15 protein-coding genes and 2 tRNA genes are annotated in these 17835 nt (G+C 60.0%); 13 read left to right on the plus strand and 4 right to left on the minus strand.

From position 1 onward, the window contains the following. Positions 1-7: 7 nt before the first annotated feature. From hfq to C6Y56_RS02645, 7 genes are all read left to right on the plus strand, one after another. Positions 8-268, plus strand: a complete 261-nt coding sequence (gene hfq, locus C6Y56_RS02615) for an RNA chaperone Hfq (protein WP_007902656.1) — start codon at positions 8-10, stop codon at positions 266-268. 12 nt (positions 269-280) lie between these two features. Then, positions 281-1582 carry a ribosome rescue GTPase HflX gene (gene hflX / locus C6Y56_RS02620; RefSeq protein WP_169428609.1) on the plus strand — a complete coding sequence of 434 codons (1302 nt, stop codon included), beginning with the start codon at positions 281-283 and terminating at the stop codon, positions 1580-1582. 96 nt (positions 1583-1678) lie between these two features. Continuing rightward, complete coding sequence (gene hflK, locus C6Y56_RS02625; RefSeq protein ID WP_169428610.1) at positions 1679-2848, plus strand: FtsH protease activity modulator HflK; 1170 nt, start codon at positions 1679-1681, stop codon at positions 2846-2848. Further along, on the plus strand, positions 2848-3717 hold the full coding sequence (gene hflC / locus C6Y56_RS02630; protein ID WP_169428611.1) for a protease modulator HflC: 870 nt from the start codon (positions 2848-2850) through the stop codon (positions 3715-3717). The genes hflK and hflC overlap by 1 nt, the downstream gene beginning before the upstream one ends. Before the next feature lie 313 nt (positions 3718-4030). Next, positions 4031-5218 carry an ATP phosphoribosyltransferase regulatory subunit gene (locus tag C6Y56_RS02635; protein ID WP_169428612.1) on the plus strand — a complete coding sequence of 396 codons (1188 nt, stop codon included), beginning with the start codon at positions 4031-4033 and terminating at the stop codon, positions 5216-5218. Between the two features lie 54 nt (positions 5219-5272). Beyond that, positions 5273-6562, plus strand: coding sequence for an adenylosuccinate synthase (locus tag C6Y56_RS02640; protein WP_169428613.1), 1290 nt, complete (start codon positions 5273-5275; stop codon positions 6560-6562). Positions 6563-6702: 140 nt separating this feature from the next. Beyond that, positions 6703-8637: a methyl-accepting chemotaxis protein gene (locus C6Y56_RS02645; RefSeq protein WP_169428614.1), complete on the plus strand. Its 1935-nt coding sequence runs from the start codon at positions 6703-6705 to the stop codon at positions 8635-8637. 39 nt (positions 8638-8676) lie between these two features. Here the strand turns inward: C6Y56_RS02645 and C6Y56_RS02650 are convergent, their stop codons facing one another. From C6Y56_RS02650 to C6Y56_RS02665, 4 genes are all read right to left on the minus strand, one after another. Then, positions 8677-10242: an ABC transporter permease gene (locus C6Y56_RS02650; protein WP_169428615.1), complete on the minus strand. Its 1566-nt coding sequence runs from the start codon at positions 10240-10242 to the stop codon at positions 8677-8679. After that, entirely contained in the window at positions 10242-11252 is a 1011-nt protein-coding gene (locus tag C6Y56_RS02655) for an extracellular solute-binding protein (protein WP_169428616.1), read from the minus strand. Before C6Y56_RS02655 ends, C6Y56_RS02650 begins: the two co-directional genes overlap by 1 nt. Positions 11253-11445: 193 nt before the next feature. Further along, positions 11446-11532 (minus strand) — tRNA-Leu (locus C6Y56_RS02660). Between the two features lie 181 nt (positions 11533-11713). Then, positions 11714-11800: transfer RNA gene (locus C6Y56_RS02665), tRNA-Leu, on the minus strand. 225 nt (positions 11801-12025) lie between these two features. On the opposite strand from C6Y56_RS02665, the gene rnr reads away from it, so the two are divergent. The 6 genes from rnr (at position 12026) to rplI (ending at position 17821) form a co-directional block, all read left to right on the plus strand. Continuing rightward, positions 12026-14656, plus strand: a complete 2631-nt coding sequence (gene rnr, locus C6Y56_RS02670) for a ribonuclease R (protein WP_169428617.1) — start codon at positions 12026-12028, stop codon at positions 14654-14656. Then, positions 14653-15420, plus strand: coding sequence for a 23S rRNA (guanosine(2251)-2'-O)-methyltransferase RlmB (gene rlmB, locus C6Y56_RS02675; RefSeq protein WP_169428618.1), 768 nt, complete (start codon positions 14653-14655; stop codon positions 15418-15420). Before rnr ends, rlmB begins: the two co-directional genes overlap by 4 nt. A gap of 319 nt (positions 15421-15739) precedes the next feature. Further along, positions 15740-16168, plus strand: coding sequence for a 30S ribosomal protein S6 (gene rpsF, locus C6Y56_RS02680; protein WP_007950702.1), 429 nt, complete (start codon positions 15740-15742; stop codon positions 16166-16168). Positions 16169-16196: 28 nt separating this feature from the next. Then, positions 16197-16427, plus strand: coding sequence for a 30S ribosomal protein S18 (rpsR, locus tag C6Y56_RS02685; RefSeq protein WP_002551829.1), 231 nt, complete (start codon positions 16197-16199; stop codon positions 16425-16427). A gap of 37 nt (positions 16428-16464) precedes the next feature. Continuing rightward, positions 16465-17355, plus strand: coding sequence for a hypothetical protein (locus C6Y56_RS02690; protein WP_169428619.1), 891 nt, complete (start codon positions 16465-16467; stop codon positions 17353-17355). Positions 17356-17374: 19 nt separating this feature from the next. Then, positions 17375-17821 carry a 50S ribosomal protein L9 gene (rplI, locus tag C6Y56_RS02695; RefSeq protein WP_169428620.1) on the plus strand — a complete coding sequence of 149 codons (447 nt, stop codon included), beginning with the start codon at positions 17375-17377 and terminating at the stop codon, positions 17819-17821. Positions 17822-17835 lie beyond the last annotated feature (14 nt).

Raw genomic sequence — 17835 nt, forward strand, 5'->3', positions numbered from 1 at the left:
GCGGCACATGTCAAAAGGGCATTCGCTACAAGACCCTTACTTGAATACTTTACGTAAAGAGAAAGTGGGGGTTTCCATCTACCTGGTCAACGGTATCAAACTGCAAGGCACGATCGAATCGTTCGACCAGTTCGTTATCCTGCTGAAGAACACCGTCAGCCAGATGGTTTACAAACACGCTATCTCTACAGTCGTGCCGGTTCGTCCAATTCGTCTGCCAAGCGCAACCGAATCCGAAGCAGGTGACGCTGAGCCAGGTAACGCCTAATAGGAGTCTCCTTTGTTCTTTGAGCGCCACGGTGGTGGTGAACGAGTCATCCTCGTTCACTTGGATGGACAGGACCCTGAGGCGCGCGAAGATCCGCAGGAGTTTCAGGAACTGGCAAATTCGGCAGGCGCCGAGACCGTTGCGTTTTTTAACGTGCCGCGTCATCGGCCAACCGCCAAATACCTGATCGGCAGCGGCAAGGTCGAGGAACTGCGCGACCTGGTACACGCCGAAGAAGCCGATCTGGTGATCTTCAATCACGTCCTTACGCCCAGTCAGGAACGCAACCTCGAACGTGTCTTCGAGTGTCGCGTGATCGACCGTACCGGTCTGATTCTCGATATTTTCGCCCAACGCGCCCGTACCCATGAGGGCAAGCTCCAGGTAGAACTGGCCCAGCTTGACCATATGAGCACCCGGCTGGTTCGTGGCTGGACTCACCTTGAGCGTCAGGGTGGTGGTATCGGCATGCGCGGTCCGGGTGAAACCCAGCTCGAAACCGACCGCCGTCTGCTGCGGGTTCGCCTGCGCCAGATCAAGGGCCGGCTGGAAAAGGTTCGCAGTCAGCGCGAGCAGTCGCGTCGTGGCCGCTCCCGCGCGGATATTCCTACCGTGTCTCTTGTGGGCTATACCAACGCCGGCAAATCCACGCTGTTCAATAACGTGACGAAATCCGAGGTGTACGCGGCCGACCAACTGTTCGCCACGCTGGACCCGACCCTGCGCCGTCTGGAACTGGACGACCTGGGGCCGATTGTCCTGGCCGACACCGTGGGTTTCATTCGTCATCTGCCCCACAAGCTGGTCGAGGCATTTCGGTCTACGCTCGAAGAGTCGAGCAATTCCGACCTGCTGTTGCACGTGATCGATGCGGCCGAACCGGATCGCATGTTGCAGATCGAGCAGGTGATGGTGGTGCTGGGCGAGATTGGTGCTCAGGACTTGCCGATCCTCGAGGTCTATAACAAACTCGATTTGCTTGAAGGCGTTGAGCCACAAATCCAGCGCGACGAGAACGGCAAGCCTCAACGGGTCTGGTTGTCGGCGCGTGATGGCACTGGTCTGGAATTGCTTGAGCAAGCCATTGCCGAATTGCTGGGCAGTGATTTGTTTGTCGGAACCTTGCGTTTGCCCCAGCGGTTTGCGCGTCTGCGTGCACAGTTCTTCGAGCTGGGCGCGGTACAGAAAGAAGAATACGACGAAGAAGGTGTCAGCTTGCTGGCCATTCGATTGCCGCGCTCGGAGCTCAATCGACTGGTCAGCCGTGAAGGCGTTGTGCCGACGGAGTTCATCGAGCAACACACTTTGCAATAAAAGCCTGAAAAAGCGGTTGTGCCGCAACGGCAGGCATTCTGTAGCATTGGTCGGCGCGCCGTGGGTGCGTCTTTGCTTTATCAGATGGAGAGCGCTATGGCTTGGAATGAGCCGGGTGGCAACTCGAACAATCAGGATCCCTGGGGTGGCAAGCGTCGCAACAATGGCGACCGCAAGGGGCCGCCGGATCTCGACGAGGCCTTCCGAAAGCTGCAGGAAAGCCTGAACGGGTTGTTCGGTGGTGGAAAGAAACGTGGTGACGATGGTGGTGGTCCGGGCAAGAGTGGCGGCTTCGGCGGCCTGCTCGGCATTGGCCTCGTCGTGCTTGCGGCCGTGTGGCTGTACAGCGCGGTGTACGTGGTGGACGAGCAGGAGCAGGCCGTGGTGCTGCGCTTCGGCAAGTACTACGAAACCGTCGGCCCGGGCCTGAACATCTACTTCCCGCCGATCGACAAGAAGTACATGGAGAACGTCACGCGCGAGCGTGCCTACACCAAGCAGGGCCAGATGCTGACCGAAGACGAGAACATCGTCGAAGTGCCGCTGACCGTGCAGTACAAGATCAGCAACCTGCAGGACTTCGTGCTGAACGTCGACCAGCCGGAAATCAGCCTGCAACACGCGACCGACAGTGCGCTGCGCCATGTGGTGGGTTCCACCGCGATGGACCAGGTGCTGACCGAGGGTCGTGAGCTGATGGCCAGCGAGATCAAGGAGCGTCTGCAACGCTTCCTCGATACCTATCGCACCGGTATCACCGTCACCCAGGTCAACGTACAGAGCGCAGCGGCACCGCGTGAGGTGCAGGAAGCCTTCGATGACGTGATCCGTGCCCGTGAAGACGAGCAGCGTTCGCGCAACCAGGCTGAAACCTACGCCAACGGTGTGGTGCCGGAAGCCCGTGGTCAGGCCCAGCGCATCCTTGAAGATGCCAACGGTTATCGCGACGAAACAGTCTCGCGCGCCAAGGGTGAGGCTGATCGTTTCACCAAGCTGGTAGCCGAATACCGCAAGGCGCCCGAGGTTACTCGTCAGCGTCTGTACCTGGACACCATGCAGGAAGTCTTCAGCAGCACCAGCAAGGTGCTCGTGACCGGTAACAAGAACGGCCAGAGCAACCTGCTTTACCTGCCGCTGGACAAGATGATTCAAAACAGTTCGGGCAGCAATTCACCGGTCACCGGTTCGGCTGCCGCCAGCAACAACACGGACGTCACGCCGCATGTCACTGACCTGCCGCAAACGCGTACAAGGGAGACCCGCTGATGAGCAATAAATCGCTGATCGCCCTGATCGTTGGCGTTGTTGTGGTTCTGGTTGGCTGGAACTGCTTCTACATCGTGGCTCAGACCGAGCGAGCGGTGTTGCTGCAGTTCGGTCGTGTGGTTCAGGCCGATGTTCAGCCAGGTCTGCATGTGAAAGTGCCTTACGTTAACCAGGTGCGTAAATTCGACGCACGCCTGATGACGCTGGACGCACCGACACAACGCTTCCTGACCCTGGAAAAGAAAGCCGTGATGGTCGATGCCTACGCCAAGTGGCGCGTGAAAGATGCCGAGCGCTTCTACACCGCGACTTCCGGCCTCAAGCAGATTGCTGACGAGCGTTTGTCCCGTCGTCTGGAGTCGGGCCTGCGTGACCAGTTCGGCAAGCGCACCCTGCACGAAGTGGTGTCGGGTGAGCGTGATGCGCTGATGGCTGACATCACCGCATCGCTGAACAAGATGGCGGAAAAAGAGCTGGGTATCGAAGTGGTCGATGTCCGGGTCAAGGCCATCGACCTGCCGAAGGAAGTGAACCGCAGCGTGTTCGAACGTATGAGCACAGAGCGTGAGCGTGAAGCTCGCGAGCACCGCGCCAAGGGTAACGAACTGGCCGAAGGCATCCGTGCCGACGCCGATCGTCAACGCCGCGTGCTGCTGGCTGAAGCCTATCGTGAATCCGAAGAGATTCGCGGTGACGGTGACGCCCAGGCTGCTGCGATCTACTCCAAGGCCTACAGTCAGGATCAGGAGTTCTACGGTTTCTACCGTAGCCTGCGTGCCTACCGTGAAAGCTTCGCGAACAAATCCGACGTCATGGTCCTCGACCCAAGCAGCGACTTCTTCCGTTACCTGGAAAAGTCCAAGCCTTGATACAACGTTGACCTGAATCATTCCGCCCGGCGGCTAAAACCTCGGGCGGGGTGATCCTTTGGGAAAACGTGTGTATGATGCGGCAGCCGGGAAATTCCCGGCTTTTTTGCGTCTGCATGTTTGATTGCTGTTTTTGTTGCAGAAGAACGGGTTGAATGGCCCGACAGTTTTTCGAGGAAAGTGATGGGCGAAGCCGGTAACAGGCCTTTCGCCGCGTCGTTCATGCGCGTGCGTTTTGAACGAGCCGGTCATTTTCTGCTTCACTCAAGGCTCGCCCTCGGGCTGGCCGCCCGGATCTAAGGGGAATGGCGTAATGGCAACGGTAGACCGCTGGCTGCTGCCAGATGGCATCGAAGAAGTACTGCCACCGGAAGCGGCGCGCATTGAAGTTGCGCGTCGTCAGGTGTTGGATCTGTTCCAGAGCTGGGGTTACGAGTTTGTCGTGACTCCCCATATCGAGTACCTGGAATCCCTGCTGACCGGCGCGGGCCAGGACCTGGATCTGCGTACCTTCAAGGTCATCGACCCGCAATCGGGCCGGCAGATGGGGTTCCGTGCCGACATCACGCCGCAGGTGGCGCGCATCGATGCGCACACTCTGCGTCGCGAAGGTCCGAGCCGTCTGTGCTACGCCGGCAGCGTGCTGCATGCCCAGCCGCGTGCCTTGTCGTCCTCGCGCAGCCCGATCCAGTTGGGTGCCGAGTTGTACGGCGATGCGAGCCCGAGCAGCGACGTTGAAGTCATCAGCCTGATGCTGGCCATGCTGCAACTGGCCGACGTGCCGGATGTGCACATGGATCTGGGGCATGTCGGCATTTACCGCGGTCTGGCTCAGGCGGCCGGTCTGTCGGGTGAAGTCGAGCAGCAGTTGTTCGATGCGTTGCAACGCAAGGCCATCGACGAGGTCATTACCTTGACCGAAGGCCTGCCGGCCGATCTGTCCGGCATGCTGCGTGCGCTGGTCGACCTGTGCGGCGACCGTGAAGTGCTGAGTGCTGCCCGTGAGCGTCTGGCCAATGCGCCGGCGCCGGTATTGGCTGCGCTGGAAGATTTGCTGGCGATCGCCGAGCGACTGTCGGCGCGCTTCCCGGAACTGCCGCTGTACTTCGATCTGGGCGAGTTGCGCGGTTACCACTACCACACCGGTGTGGTGTTCGCGGTGTTCGTGCCGGGTGTTGGCCAGTCCATCGCTCAGGGCGGTCGCTATGACGACATCGGTGCCGACTTCGGTCGCGCCCGTCCGGCAACCGGCTTTTCCACCGATTTGAAAACCCTGGTGACCCTGGGGCGTGCTGAGGTCGAGCTACCGTCTGGCGGTATCTGGATGCCTGACAGTACGGATGCGGCACTCTGGCAGCAGGTTTGCCAGTTGCGCAGTGAGGGTCAGCGTGTCGTTCAGGCGTTGCCTGGACAACCTTTGGCCGCCGCCCGTGATGCGGACTGCGACCGGCAATTGATCCAGCAGAACGGGCTTTGGCAAGTATCGCCACTGGCTTCTTGAGTTTTCCTGCCGGCCACCGCCGGCACCAAGTTTGCGCGAATGAGGACAAGTGTTATGGGTAAGAATGTCGTAGTCCTGGGCACCCAGTGGGGTGATGAGGGCAAAGGCAAGATCGTTGATCTGCTGACCGAACATGCTGCCGCCGTAGTGCGCTACCAAGGTGGCCACAACGCTGGCCACACACTGGTGATCGACGGTGAAAAAACCGTCCTGCACCTGATCCCGTCGGGCGTGCTGCGCGAAGGCGTGCAGTGCCTGATCGGCAATGGCGTGGTGGTTGCGCCCGATGCCCTGCTGCGTGAGATCACCAAGCTGGAAGAGAAAGGCGTACCGGTGCGCGAGCGTCTGCGTATCAGCCCGTCCTGCCCGCTGATCCTGTCCTTCCACGTGGCGCTGGACCAGGCCCGTGAAAAGGCCCGTGGCGAGCTGAAGATCGGCACCACCGGTCGCGGCATCGGCCCGGCGTACGAAGACAAGGTTGCACGTCGAGGCCTGCGCGTTGGCGACCTGCTCAACATGCCGCGCTTCGAAGACAAGCTGCGTGAACTGGTGGACTACCACAACTTCATGCTGGTCGGTTACTACAAAGAGCCTGCCATCGAGTTCGAAAAGACCCTGGCCGAGTGCAAGGAATACGCCGAGCTGCTCAAGCCGTTGATGCTGGACGTGACGGCTGAGCTGCACGACCTGCGTCGCGCCGGCAAAGACATCATGTTCGAAGGTGCCCAGGGTTCGTTGCTCGACATCGACCACGGTACCTATCCGTACGTGACCAGCTCCAACACCACCGCCGGTGGCGTGGCGACCGGTTCGGGCGTTGGCCCGATGTTCCTGGACTACATCCTGGGCATCACCAAGGCTTACACCACTCGCGTAGGTTCCGGTCCGTTCCCGACCGAGCTGTTCGACGAAGTCGGTGCGCACCTGGCCAAGCAAGGTCACGAATTCGGTGCGACCACTGGCCGTGCCCGCCGTTGCGGCTGGTTCGACGCCGTTATCCTGCGTCGCGCTATCGATGTGAACAGCATCTCGGGCATCTGCCTGACCAAGCTGGACGTACTCGACGGCCTGGAAACCATCAACATCTGTACCGGCTACAAAGATGCGCAAGGCAATGCCGTTGCTCCGACTGACGCTGACAGCTACGTAGGCCTGCAGCCTGTGTACGAAGAAGTGCCAGGCTGGACCGAATCGACCGTGGGTGCCAAGACCCTGGAAGAGCTGCCGGTCAACGCTCGTGCCTACATCAAACGCGTTGAAGAATTGATCGGCGCGCCGATCGACATTATTTCGACGGGCCCGGACCGCAACGAAACCATCGTTCTGCGTCATCCGTTCGCTTGATAAGTCGTTGATGTAAAAACACAAAGGCCCCTTTATCGGGGCCTTTGTCGTTTATGCCTGTTGGACGGCATGACCTTTGCTGTGAATCTGTCTACAAGAGTGCCATCAAATTAATGGCGTCAGAAGTAGAGGGATTCACAGTGTCGGCCGTTCTCTCACTGTTACAAAGCCGTTTGTTGCGGCCCGTATTCGTTACCCTTGGTATCGCCCTTTTGGTGCAGGTGTTGGTGGCCGTTGCCCTGACGCGGAGCACCGTCACCGCGCTGGAAGCCGACCTGGGCACTCGCCTGGGCGCCGACAGCCAGAAGCTCTCCGGTGAGCTGGAGCAGGCCGGGCGTGAAGTCACGTCGAGCCTCGACAACCTCTCTTCAAGTACCCGTCAGCGTCTTACCGCCGGTCTTTCCTCGCGTCTGAAGGAAGAGCAGGCGCAGCTGCGTGCGACTCTGGAAAAAGACCTGAAGGATTCGGCCAATGATATGGCCCAGTTGCTGGCCTCGGTGGCGCCTCGTGCCATGTGGGACAGCGACGTGCCGACCCTGTCCGAATTCGCCCGCCGGGCCCAACGCAATCCCAACGTGCTGTTCGTGGTGTATGACGACGCCACCGGCCAGCATCTGACCCGCTACCTCAACCGCGAAAACCCGATCAACAAGACCCTTTTGGAAAAGGGTCAGGGTGAGCGAGCGCTGGACAAAGTGCTGGATGCGGCGAAGAACGATCCGTCGGTCTACTACCTCGAAGCCTCGATCAACCCCAATGGCGTGGAAATCGGCAAGGTGCTGATGGGGGTCTCGACCGCCTCGGTCGAAACCGATCTGGCGGCGCTCGATCAGCGCTTCACGGCGCTGATTGCCAGCAGCGACCAGCTGGTTGGCGACAGCCTCAAAGGTGCTGCTGCCGACAGTGCCACCGCCATGCGTGCGCGCCTGCAATCGGCGCAGTCCACGGCGGCCGAAATGAAGGCCAACACCTCCAATACCGTGCAGGACGCTGCAGCAACCCTGCGTTGGCGCATCGGCATGGGCCTGGCGCTGGTGGGTGCCGGCGTGCTGTTGCTGTTGGCGGTGGTGCTCGGCCATCGCGTGGTCAACCGCCTGAAGATGCTCAATGCTGCGATGGATGACCTGGCGGCAGGCGAGGGCGACTTGACCAAGCGCGTACAGATCAACAGCAAGGACGAAATTGGCGACATGGCTTCGGCAGTCAACCGCTTTGTGGATAAGTTGCAGCCGATCGTGCGCGAGGCCGGGGATGTGGCTCAGCGTACCGGTGAGGAAATTGGTGCTATGACCCTGCGCAATGCTGGCGCTGATGCAGCGGCCGGGATGCAGCGCGATGAAGTGGCTGAAAGCCTGCGCGCGTTGTCGCAAATGGCTGATGAGGCGCAGTCGGAAAGTCATGCGATGCAGGCGGCGTTGAAGCAGGTTGTGGATATTCGCCAAGCCACCGACGAAAATACTCGCACCTCGGCGAAGGTCGGCAGCCTGATCGAGGCGCTGGCGGGGCAGGTCGATACCGGCGCGAAAGTCATCGAGCGGCTGGCGCAGCAGAGTGAACAGATTGAAGTGGTGCTGACCGTGATTCACGGTATCGCCGAGCAGACCAACCTGCTGGCGCTCAACGCTGCGATCGAAGCAGCTCGAGCCGGTGAAACCGGACGAGGCTTTGCGGTGGTGGCGGATGAAGTGCGCGCACTGGCGAGCAAGACTCAAAGCTCCACCGGTGACATTCAGGCGCACATCGTGGCGTTGCAGCAGGGCGCCCGTGAGGCGGTGGAGGCGATCGGTCAGGCCGGGCGTCAGGCCAGCGAAGGCTTGCTGGTGCTGCGTGACAGTGCACGGCTGCAGCAATCGGTACAGGCGTCGGTCGAGCAGGTGCACGCGGCGATTGGTTTGGCGACCCAGGCCGCGGCGCATCAGGCGCAGGGCGCGCAGGCTGTGCGTGGGCGAGTCGAGACGATCCATGCCCAAGCCGAGAAAGCCGCTCAGGCAGTGGTTGAAACCACGGCCAGCGGCAAAGTGCTGGATGGTCTGGCGGCGCAACTCAAGGCGAGCCTGGGGCAGTTCCGGGCCTGATAGTGCGGGTAAAAAAATCGCAGCTTCGGCTGCGATTTTTTATCGGCTCAAATACATTCGGGTTGTCAGCAGGTAGACGGGCAGCCCCGACACCACAATCAACAACGCCGCATAAGGCGCCGCTGCGGCAAACTCGACGTTCGCGGTGTGTGCCCACACCTCGGTCGCCAAGGTGTTGAGGCCGGTCGGACTCAGCAACAGTGTCGCCGTCAGCTCCTTCATGGCATCCAAAAACACCAGAGCAAACGCTGCGCCCAGTGCCGGGAAAATGATTGGCAGGGTTACTCGACAAAATGCCGTGAACGACGATGCGCCGAGGGTGCGTGCGGCTTCCTCCAGTTGCGGTGCGGCCTTGTTCAGTGCCGTGCGGATCGGTGCCTGAGCCAGCGGCAGAAACAGCAACGCATAAGCGATCAGCAACAGCGCGGAGGTCTGATACAGCGCCGGCAGGTAATGCAGGGCGAAATACACCAGCGTCAGTGCGATCACCAATCCCGGCAGGGCGTGCAGCAGATAGGGCAGGCGCTCGGCCCAGATCGCCAATTGGCCTTTGTAGCGTACGACCAGCAACCCGACCGGCACCGCCAGCACCAGACACAGTCCCGCGCCACCCAGCGACAGCGCCAATGAAGACAGCAAAGCTTCAGTGATCGCTGCAACCGGGAATGCCGCTGACGATCCCACGGCGAGCCAGTACGCCAGCATCCCCAGTGGAATGCCGCTGCCGACAATCGCCAGCATCAGGCAATACAGTTGGCCGGCAATCGCCCAAGGCCCCAGTTGCACTTGTTCGGCCCGGCGTGCCGCGCCCTGGCCGGTCCGCACATGGCGGCCCTTGCCGCGTACCCGCAGTTCCAGCCACAGCAGCATCAAACACAGCGCCAGCAGCACCGCCGACAGCATTGCCGCATTGGCATTGCTGAATTCCAGTTCGAATTGCTGATAGATCGCGGTGGTGAAGGTTTGCAGACCAATGATCGACAGTGCGCCGAATTCCACCAGCATGTGCAGCGCAATCAGCAGCGAACCGGCCAGCAACGAAGGCCAGAGCAGGGGCAGGGTGACGCGGAAAAACACGCCCCGGCGATTCTGTCCCAGCGTTCGGGCGGACTCCTCAAGGGATGGATCGAGATTGCGCAGCGTGGCTGCCACCGGCAGGAAGATCAGCGGATATTTCGACAGGCTCATCACCAGAATCGCTCCGCCGAGTCCTTCGAACTGCGCGCTGAGCGATACCCAGGTAAAACTGCTGACGAATGCCGGTACCGCGAACGGCAGGCAAAGAACCACACCCCACAGGCGCCGGCCCGGCAGATTACTGCGTTCCAGCAGCCAGGCCAGTGACAGACCGATCACGCCGCAAGTGACCGTTACCCCGACCATCAACGCCAGTGTGTTGCGCAGCAGGCCGAACACGTAAGGGCGCCACAGCAAATGCAGCGCCTCGGACCAGCCCGCCTGCCAGGCTTTAAGGCCGACGTAGGCCAGTGGCAACAGGCTCATCACCACCAGCAGCAATACCGGCAGTACCAGCCAGATCGACGGCCGCTTGCGCCGTGGCACGTAACCCCCGCGCGTGACGGGGGCGGATAACGAGGCGCTCATCAGTTCAGGCCAACTTCGCGTTCCAGATCCAGCGCTTCCTCGGCATTGCCCAGATCGGCCGGGGTAACATCCGGCGCTTCCAGCTCACTGAAAGGCTTGAGGCCGCGATCCGATTCCATGCCGTTGTGCAACGGATACTCGGCGGTGGTCTGGGTGATTACCCGCTGGCCTTCTTCACTGGCCATGTAGGCAAGAAATTGCTGGGCTTCTTTTGGATGCTTGCTGGATTTCAGCACGGCTGCGCTGGAGACGGTGATCAAGCCGCCCACGTCGCCGCCGGTGAAGTAATGCAGTTTGGAGTCGAGCTTGCCTTTCTCCCGTTGCAGGGCGAACCAGTAGTAGTTGTTCACCAGTACGGTGGCGACTTCGCCGTTTTCGACAGCCTTGAGGGCAACCATGTTGTTGCTGTAGGTCTTGCCGAAGGCGCGCAGGCCGGTCAGCCATTCTTCGGCGGCTTCACGGCCATGCTTTTTGATGATGGCGACGGCCTGTTCCTGGAAGGCACCGCTGGTGGGCACGAAACCGACCTTGCCTTGCCACTGCGGATCGGCGAAATCCAGGACCGACTTGGGCAGGTCTTTTTCATCGACCAGCTTCGGGTTGAAGGCGACTACGCGAACCCGTGCAGTGACGCCGATCCAGGTGCCATTGCCTGCGACATATTTTTTCGGCAGGACTGCCAGAGTGGCATCGTCGGTCCTGGCCAGCAGGCCGAGTTCTCCGAGGTTGTTCAGTGGTGGGGATTCTTCGGTGTAGATGACGTCGGCGGGAGAGCGGTCGCCTTCTTCGATGATCTGGCTGGCGAGCTGGTTGCTGCTGCCCTTGCGCACATTGACGTGAATGCCGGTCTTGGCTTCGAAGGCTTTGGCGATCGCGTCGCCGACTTCCTTGTGTTGACCGTTGTAGAGCGTCAGGGAAACCGCGTCGGCAGCCTGGGTGAGGGGAGTGGCGAGTGCCAGGCCGAGCAGGGTGAAGGTCAAGCCGCGGCGCAGGGTATTTCGAAACATCATTCGCAGGGTTCCTCACTGTCGCATTGCAAAAACTTGCAACAATGATAAACGATATCGTTTCTCAAGTGCGCCTTGCGGGGGAGAAGGTGTGTCTGGTAGGCGCTGTTTCTCGAGTTTTTCCAAACCCCGGAAACGCAAAAACCCGCTTTCGCGGGTTTTTGTGAGATTCAAGATCGTGACCTTGAATTTGAATTGGTGCCCAGAAGAAGACTCGAACTTCCACGACCGTAAGGTCACCAGCACCTGAAGCTGGCGTGTCTACCAATTTCACCATCTGGGCTTCATCTTCAGCGTTACCGCTGTTGATGTGGCGCACTATACGGAGCACCTTTTGATCTGTAAACCCCTGATTTGATTTTAATAAATCATTTTCAGAAAAAGGCGGGGCGTAGAATGCAAAAAACCCGCTTTCGCGGGTTTTTGTGTGAGTCTTGAAACTGATCTAGTCTCAAACTCGAAATTGGTGCCCAGAAGAAGACTCGAACTTCCACGACCGTAAGGTCACCAGCACCTGAAGCTGGCGTGTCTACCAATTTCACCATCTGGGCATCTCGGCAACGTGTGTACGTCGTCGATGGCGCGCACTATACGGAGCGCCTTTTTAACTGTAAACCCCTGCCAGCAAAAAAAATGGTTTTTTTTACCAGCGGTGTTCAAAACGCCTTTCAGACGTCGATACAAGGCCTCAGATGTCCCTTATAGAGTCGGAAATTTCCCGTTTGATGGCGCCTATGCCAAACTAACCCGCATATAGACAAGGTGAAAACTCTCTAATGGCCGATTGGCAGTCCCTCGATCCCGAGGCCGCTCGTGAAGCGGAAAAATATGAAAACCCTATTCCCAGCCGCGAACTGATCCTTCAGCACCTTGCTGACCGGGGTTCGCCTGCTGCCCGCGAGCAACTGGTCGAAGAGTTTGGTCTGACCACAGAAGACCAGATCGAAGCCCTGCGCCGCCGCCTGCGCGCCATGGAGCGCGACGCTCAATTGATCTACACCCGCCGTGGCACGTATGCGCCGGTGGACAAGCTCGACCTGATCCTCGGTCGCATCAGCGGTCACCGCGACGGTTTCGGCTTCCTGGTGCCGGATGACGGTTCCGACGACCTGTTCATGAGCCCGGCGCAGATGCGTCTGGTGTTCGATGGCGACCGTGCCCTGGCTCGTGTTTCCGGCCTGGATCGCCGTGGTCGCCGTGAAGGCGTGATCGTCGAAGTGGTGTCCCGTGCCCACGAAAGCATCGTCGGACGCTACTTCGAAGAGGGCGGCATCGGCTTCGTCGTTGCGGACAACCCGAAAATCCAGCAGGAAGTGCTGGTCACTCCCGGCCGCAACGCCAACGCCCAGATCGGTCAGTTCGTCGAGGTGAAGATCACCCACTGGCCGACTCCGCGCTTCCAGCCGCAAGGCGATGTGATCGAAGTCGTCGGCAACTACATGGCGCCGGGCATGGAAATCGATGTCGCCCTGCGCACCTATGACATTCCGCACGTCTGGCCTGAAGCCGTTCTGAAGGAAGCCGGCAAGCTCAAGCCGGAAGTCGAAGAGAAAGACAAAGAGAAGCGCATCGACCTGCGCCATCTGCCGTTCGTCACCATCGACGGCGAAGATGCCCGGGATTTCGACGATGCGGTCTACTGCGAATCCAAGCCAGGCAAGCTGCGCCTGTTCTCCGGTGGCTGGAAGTTGTACGTGGCGATTGCCGACGTTTCCAGCTATGTGAAGATCGGCTCGGCTCTGGACAACGAAGCCCAGGTGCGCGGCAACTCGGTGTACTTCCCCGAGCGCGTGGTGCCGATGCTGCCGGAGCAACTCTCCAACGGCCTGTGCTCGCTGAATCCGCATGTCGATCGTCTGGCCATGGTTTGCGAGATGACCATCTCCAAGTCCGGCGAAATGACCGACTACTGCTTCTATGAAGCGGTGATCCACTCCCACGCCCGCCTGACCTACAACAAGGTCAGCGCGATGCTGGAAACGCCGAAGGCTACCGAGGGGCGCAAGCTTCGCGGCGAATACACCGACGTCCTGCCGCATCTCAAGCAGCTCTACGCGCTGTACAAAGTGTTGCTGGCCGCCCGTCACGTGCGTGGCGCGATCGATTTCGAAACCCAGGAAACCCGGATCATCTTCGGTTCCGAGCGCAAGATTGCCGAAATCCGTCCGACCACCCGTAACGACGCGCACAAGTTGATCGAGGAATGCATGCTGGCGGCCAACGTGGCCACCGCTGAATTCCTGAAGAAGCACGAAATCCCTGCGCTGTACCGCGTCCACGACGGCCCGCCCCCGGAGCGTCTGGAAAAACTCCGTGCGTTCCTCGGCGAGCTCGGCCTGTCGCTGCATAAAGGCAAGGACGGCCCGTCGCCGAAGGACTATCAGGCCCTGTTGGCGAGCATCAAGGACCGTCCGGATTTCCACCTGATCCAGACCGTGATGCTGCGCTCCCTGAGCCAGGCGGTGTACAGCGCCCAGAACGAAGGCCACTTCGGCCTGAACTACGAAGCCTATACCCACTTCACTTCGCCGATCCGTCGTTACCCTGACCTGCTCACGCACCGGGCGATTCGCAGCGTGATCCATTCGAAACAGGACACCCCGCACGTTCGCCGTGCCGGTGCGATGACCATTCCGAAGGCGCGCATCTACCCGTACGACGAAGCGGCGCTGGAGCAACTCGGCGAGCAGTGCTCGATGAGCGAGCGCCGTGCCGACGAAGCGACCCGTGACGTGGTGAACTGGCTCAAGTGCGAGTTCATGAAGGATCGCGTGGGCGAATCGTTCCCTGGTGTAATCACTGCCGTGACCGGTTTCGGTCTGTTCGTCGAACTGACCGATATTTACGTCGAAGGTCTGGTACACGTGACGGCGCTGCCGGGCGATTACTACCACTTCGACCCTGTGCACCATCGTCTGGCAGGCGAACGCACCGGTCGCAGCTTCCGTCTTGGCGATACCGTTGAAGTGCGCGTCATGCGTGTCGATCTCGACGAGCGCAAGATCGACTTCGAGATGGCTGAAAAAACCATCAGCGCGCCGATCGGCCGCAAAAAGCGTGGCGCCGAGCCGACCGCTCCAGCGGCCAAGGTTGTGGAAGAGAAGGCTCCGGCAAAATCCGCCAGCCGTCGTCCGGCCAAGGAAAAGGCCGTCGAGGCCTATCGTCCAAGCGATGCCGTGGCGAAAAACGCCGAGCTGCGCAAAAGCCGTGAGATGAAGAAGGCCTTGCTGGCCGACGCCAAAAACGGTGGTAAAGCGGCGTCCGGGGGAAAGACCGGACGGTCGGCGCCTGACAAGGCTTCCGGCGGCAAGCCAGCCAAACCGAGCAAACACCGCAAGGGCCCGCCAAAAGCGGGTTCCGCTCCAGCCAAAAGCGGCGGGGCACGTAAACCGAAGGCGAAGTCATGAGTCAGTTGGAAAAAATCTACGGCGTTCACGCGGTAGAAGCGTTGCTGCGTCACCACCCAAAACGCGTCAAGCAGATCTGGCTGGCTGAAAGCCGCAACGATCCACGGGTACAGACGCTGATCGAGCTGGCCAACGAAAACCGCGTTCAGGTCGGTCAGGCCGAGCGCCGCGAAATGGACGCCTGGGTCGAAGGCGTGCACCAGGGCGTGGTGGCGGACGTCAGCCCGAGCCAGGTCTGGGGCGAGGCGATGCTCGACGAGCTGCTCGATCGCACCGAAGGCGCGCCGCTGCTGCTGGTGCTCGACGGCGTGACCGATCCGCACAACCTCGGCGCTTGCCTGCGTTCGGCGGACGCTGCCGGTGCGCTGGCGGTCATCGTGCCGAAAGACAAGTCGGCCACCCTGACGCCGGTCGTGCGTAAAGTGGCTTGCGGCGCGGCGGAAGTGATTCCGCTGGTGGCCGTGACCAACCTTGCGCGCACCCTGGAAAAACTTCAGCAGCGTGGTCTGTGGGTTGTCGGCACGGCGGGTGAGGCCGAGGTCAGCATCTATGACCAGGACCTGACCGGCCCGACCATCCTGATCATGGGGGCCGAAGGCAAAGGCATGCGTCGCCTGACCCGTGAGCACTGCGACTACCTGGTGAACCTGCCGATGGCCGGTAGCGTCAGCAGCCTCAACGTATCGGTTGCGACCGGTGTGTGCCTGTTCGAGGCCCAGCGCCAGCGCGGTGCCAAGGCCAAGGCGGCTGCCAAGAAGCCTTAAGCCTTACGCCGATTCAAATGTGGGAGCGGGCTTGCTCGCGAAAGCGGTGTGTCATTCAGCAAAAATGTTGGATGTGATGCCGCATTCGCGAGCAAGCCCGCTCCCACATTGGTTCTGCGCAAAGGTGCAGATTGGTAAAGTGAATGAACTGTTCAAATAATCACCAATTGCCTTGCACCTCTTCAGTCCCTTCTCTACAATTGCGCCCCTTGCTGTGACGGCAGGCACGCATGTGCCCCGCGCCGGCAAGTCCATAAGTGTCATTCACTCCTTGTCTGACCGTTTTTGAGCGGCAGGCTACAACCCGTAAGGAGCATTCATGCGTCATTACGAAATCATCTTTCTGGTCCACCCTGACCAGAGCGAGCAAGTCGGCGGCATGGTTGAGCGTTACACCAAGCTGATCGAAGAAGACGGCGGCAAAATCCACCGTCTGGAAGACTGGGGCCGTCGTCAACTGGCCTACGCAATCAACAATGTTCACAAGGCTCACTACGTGATGCTGAACGTTGAGTGCACCGGCAAGGCCCTGGCCGAGCTGGAAGACAACTTCCGCTACAACGATGCTGTGATCCGTAACCTGGTCATCCGTCGCGACGAAGCCGTTACCGGCCAGTCCGAGATGCTCAAGGCTGAAGAAAACCGCAGTGAGCGCCGTGAGCGTCGCGAACGTCCTGAGCACGATGGCAGCGCCGATGGCGATGACAGCGATAGCGACAGCGACAACAGCGATAACGCTGACGAGTAATCCACGGACCTTTTAAGGAGCCTATCAAATGGCACGTTTCTTCCGTCGTCGTAAATTCTGCCGCTTCACCGCTGAAGACGTGAAGGAGATCGATTACAAAGATCTCAACACTCTGAAAGCCTACGTATCCGAGACCGGCAAAATCGTTCCAAGCCGCATCACCGGTACCAAAGCTCGTTATCAGCGTCAGCTGGCCACCGCTATCAAGCGCGCCCGCTTCCTGGCCCTGCTGGCCTACACCGACAGCCACGGCCGCTGAGACCGGGTAGTCGACAAGTAAGTAAGGGATCGAATGCATGCGTGCCTTGGCTGAATTCATCATGCGGGGGCGTATGCAGGCCACGCTGGTCGTGGCCGGATCTGCGGCATTGCCGCTGTTGTTCTGGTTGAGTGCCGCTGCAGGTTGCCTTGTGCTCCTGCGGCGCGGTTCGGACGCCTTGAGCGTCCTGGGTGTGGGAGTGCTGTCAGCGTTGGTGAGCTGGTACTACCTGAAAGACCCGACGGCACTGATTGTGCTGCTCGGGGCTTGCGGTCTGGCGCTGGTTTTACGCGCCGAACACACCTGGAATCGCGTGCTGCTGGTCAGCGTGGCCGTGGGATTGTTGATTGCCGTGAGCCTGGGATCCGTTTTCGGTTCCTTCACCGAAGCGCTGGCGCAGACGTTTGAACAAGTCTTGCCGCTGGCGATGGGTGAGGTCTACGAGAAATTCTCGGCAGACCAGAAGGCGATTCTCACGGGATTGGCGGTTCCACTGTCGATCATCTCGACAGCGGTGTCGTTGCAGGTTTTTAGCGTGCTGTGCCTGATTCTTGGGCGCTACTGGCAGGCGTTGTTGTATAACCCCGGCGGTTTCGGTCGCGAGTTTCGCGCCATCCGACTGCCGAAAGGCGTTGCGCTGTCGCTTCTGGCCGTCATGTGTGTGGCACCGTTCTTCGGTCTGCACGCACTGGTTCTGTTGCCGTTGTGCAGTGTGCCGCTGTTCTTCGCTGGTCTGGCTCTGGTTCACGGGCTGGTGGCGCAGAAACGGCTGGCCGGTTTCTGGCTGGTGGGGATATACGTCACGCTCGTGCCTTTCATGCACTTGCTCGGTCCGTTGCTTGTGGTCTTGGCCATTGTCGACAGCCTGATTGATTTTCGCGGTCGTCACGTGTCGAAAGACACCGATAACGCGAACGGTGAAGGTTAAAAGTTAAGAGGATTTCCACATGCAACTGATCCTTCTGGAAAAAATCGCCAACCTGGGCAACCTGGGCGACAAAGTAAACGTTAAGGCCGGTTACGGCCGTAACTACCTGCTGCCTTTCGGCAAAGCCACCGCTGCGACCGCTGCCAACCTGGCTGCGTTCGAAGAGCGTCGTGCTGAGCTGGAAAAAGCTGCCGCAGACCGTAAAGCATCGGCTGAAAGCCGCGCTGCCCACCTGGCCGAGCTGGAAGTGACCATCACTGCCACCGCTGGCGACGAAGGCAAGCTGTTCGGTTCGATCGGTACTCACGACATCGCTGACGCACTGACCGCCTCCGGCGTTGAAGTGGCGAAAAGCGAAGTTCGTCTGCCGAACGGCACCATCCGCAACGTGGGTGAATTCGACGTGGCTGTGCACCTGCACGCCGAAGTTGAAGCCACCGTGCGCGTTGTCGTGGTAGCAGCTTAAGCAACACCTGATCG

The organism is Pseudomonas fluorescens, assembly GCF_012974785.1.
GTDB classification, from domain to species: Bacteria; Pseudomonadota; Gammaproteobacteria; order Pseudomonadales; family Pseudomonadaceae; genus Aquipseudomonas; species Aquipseudomonas fluorescens_BT.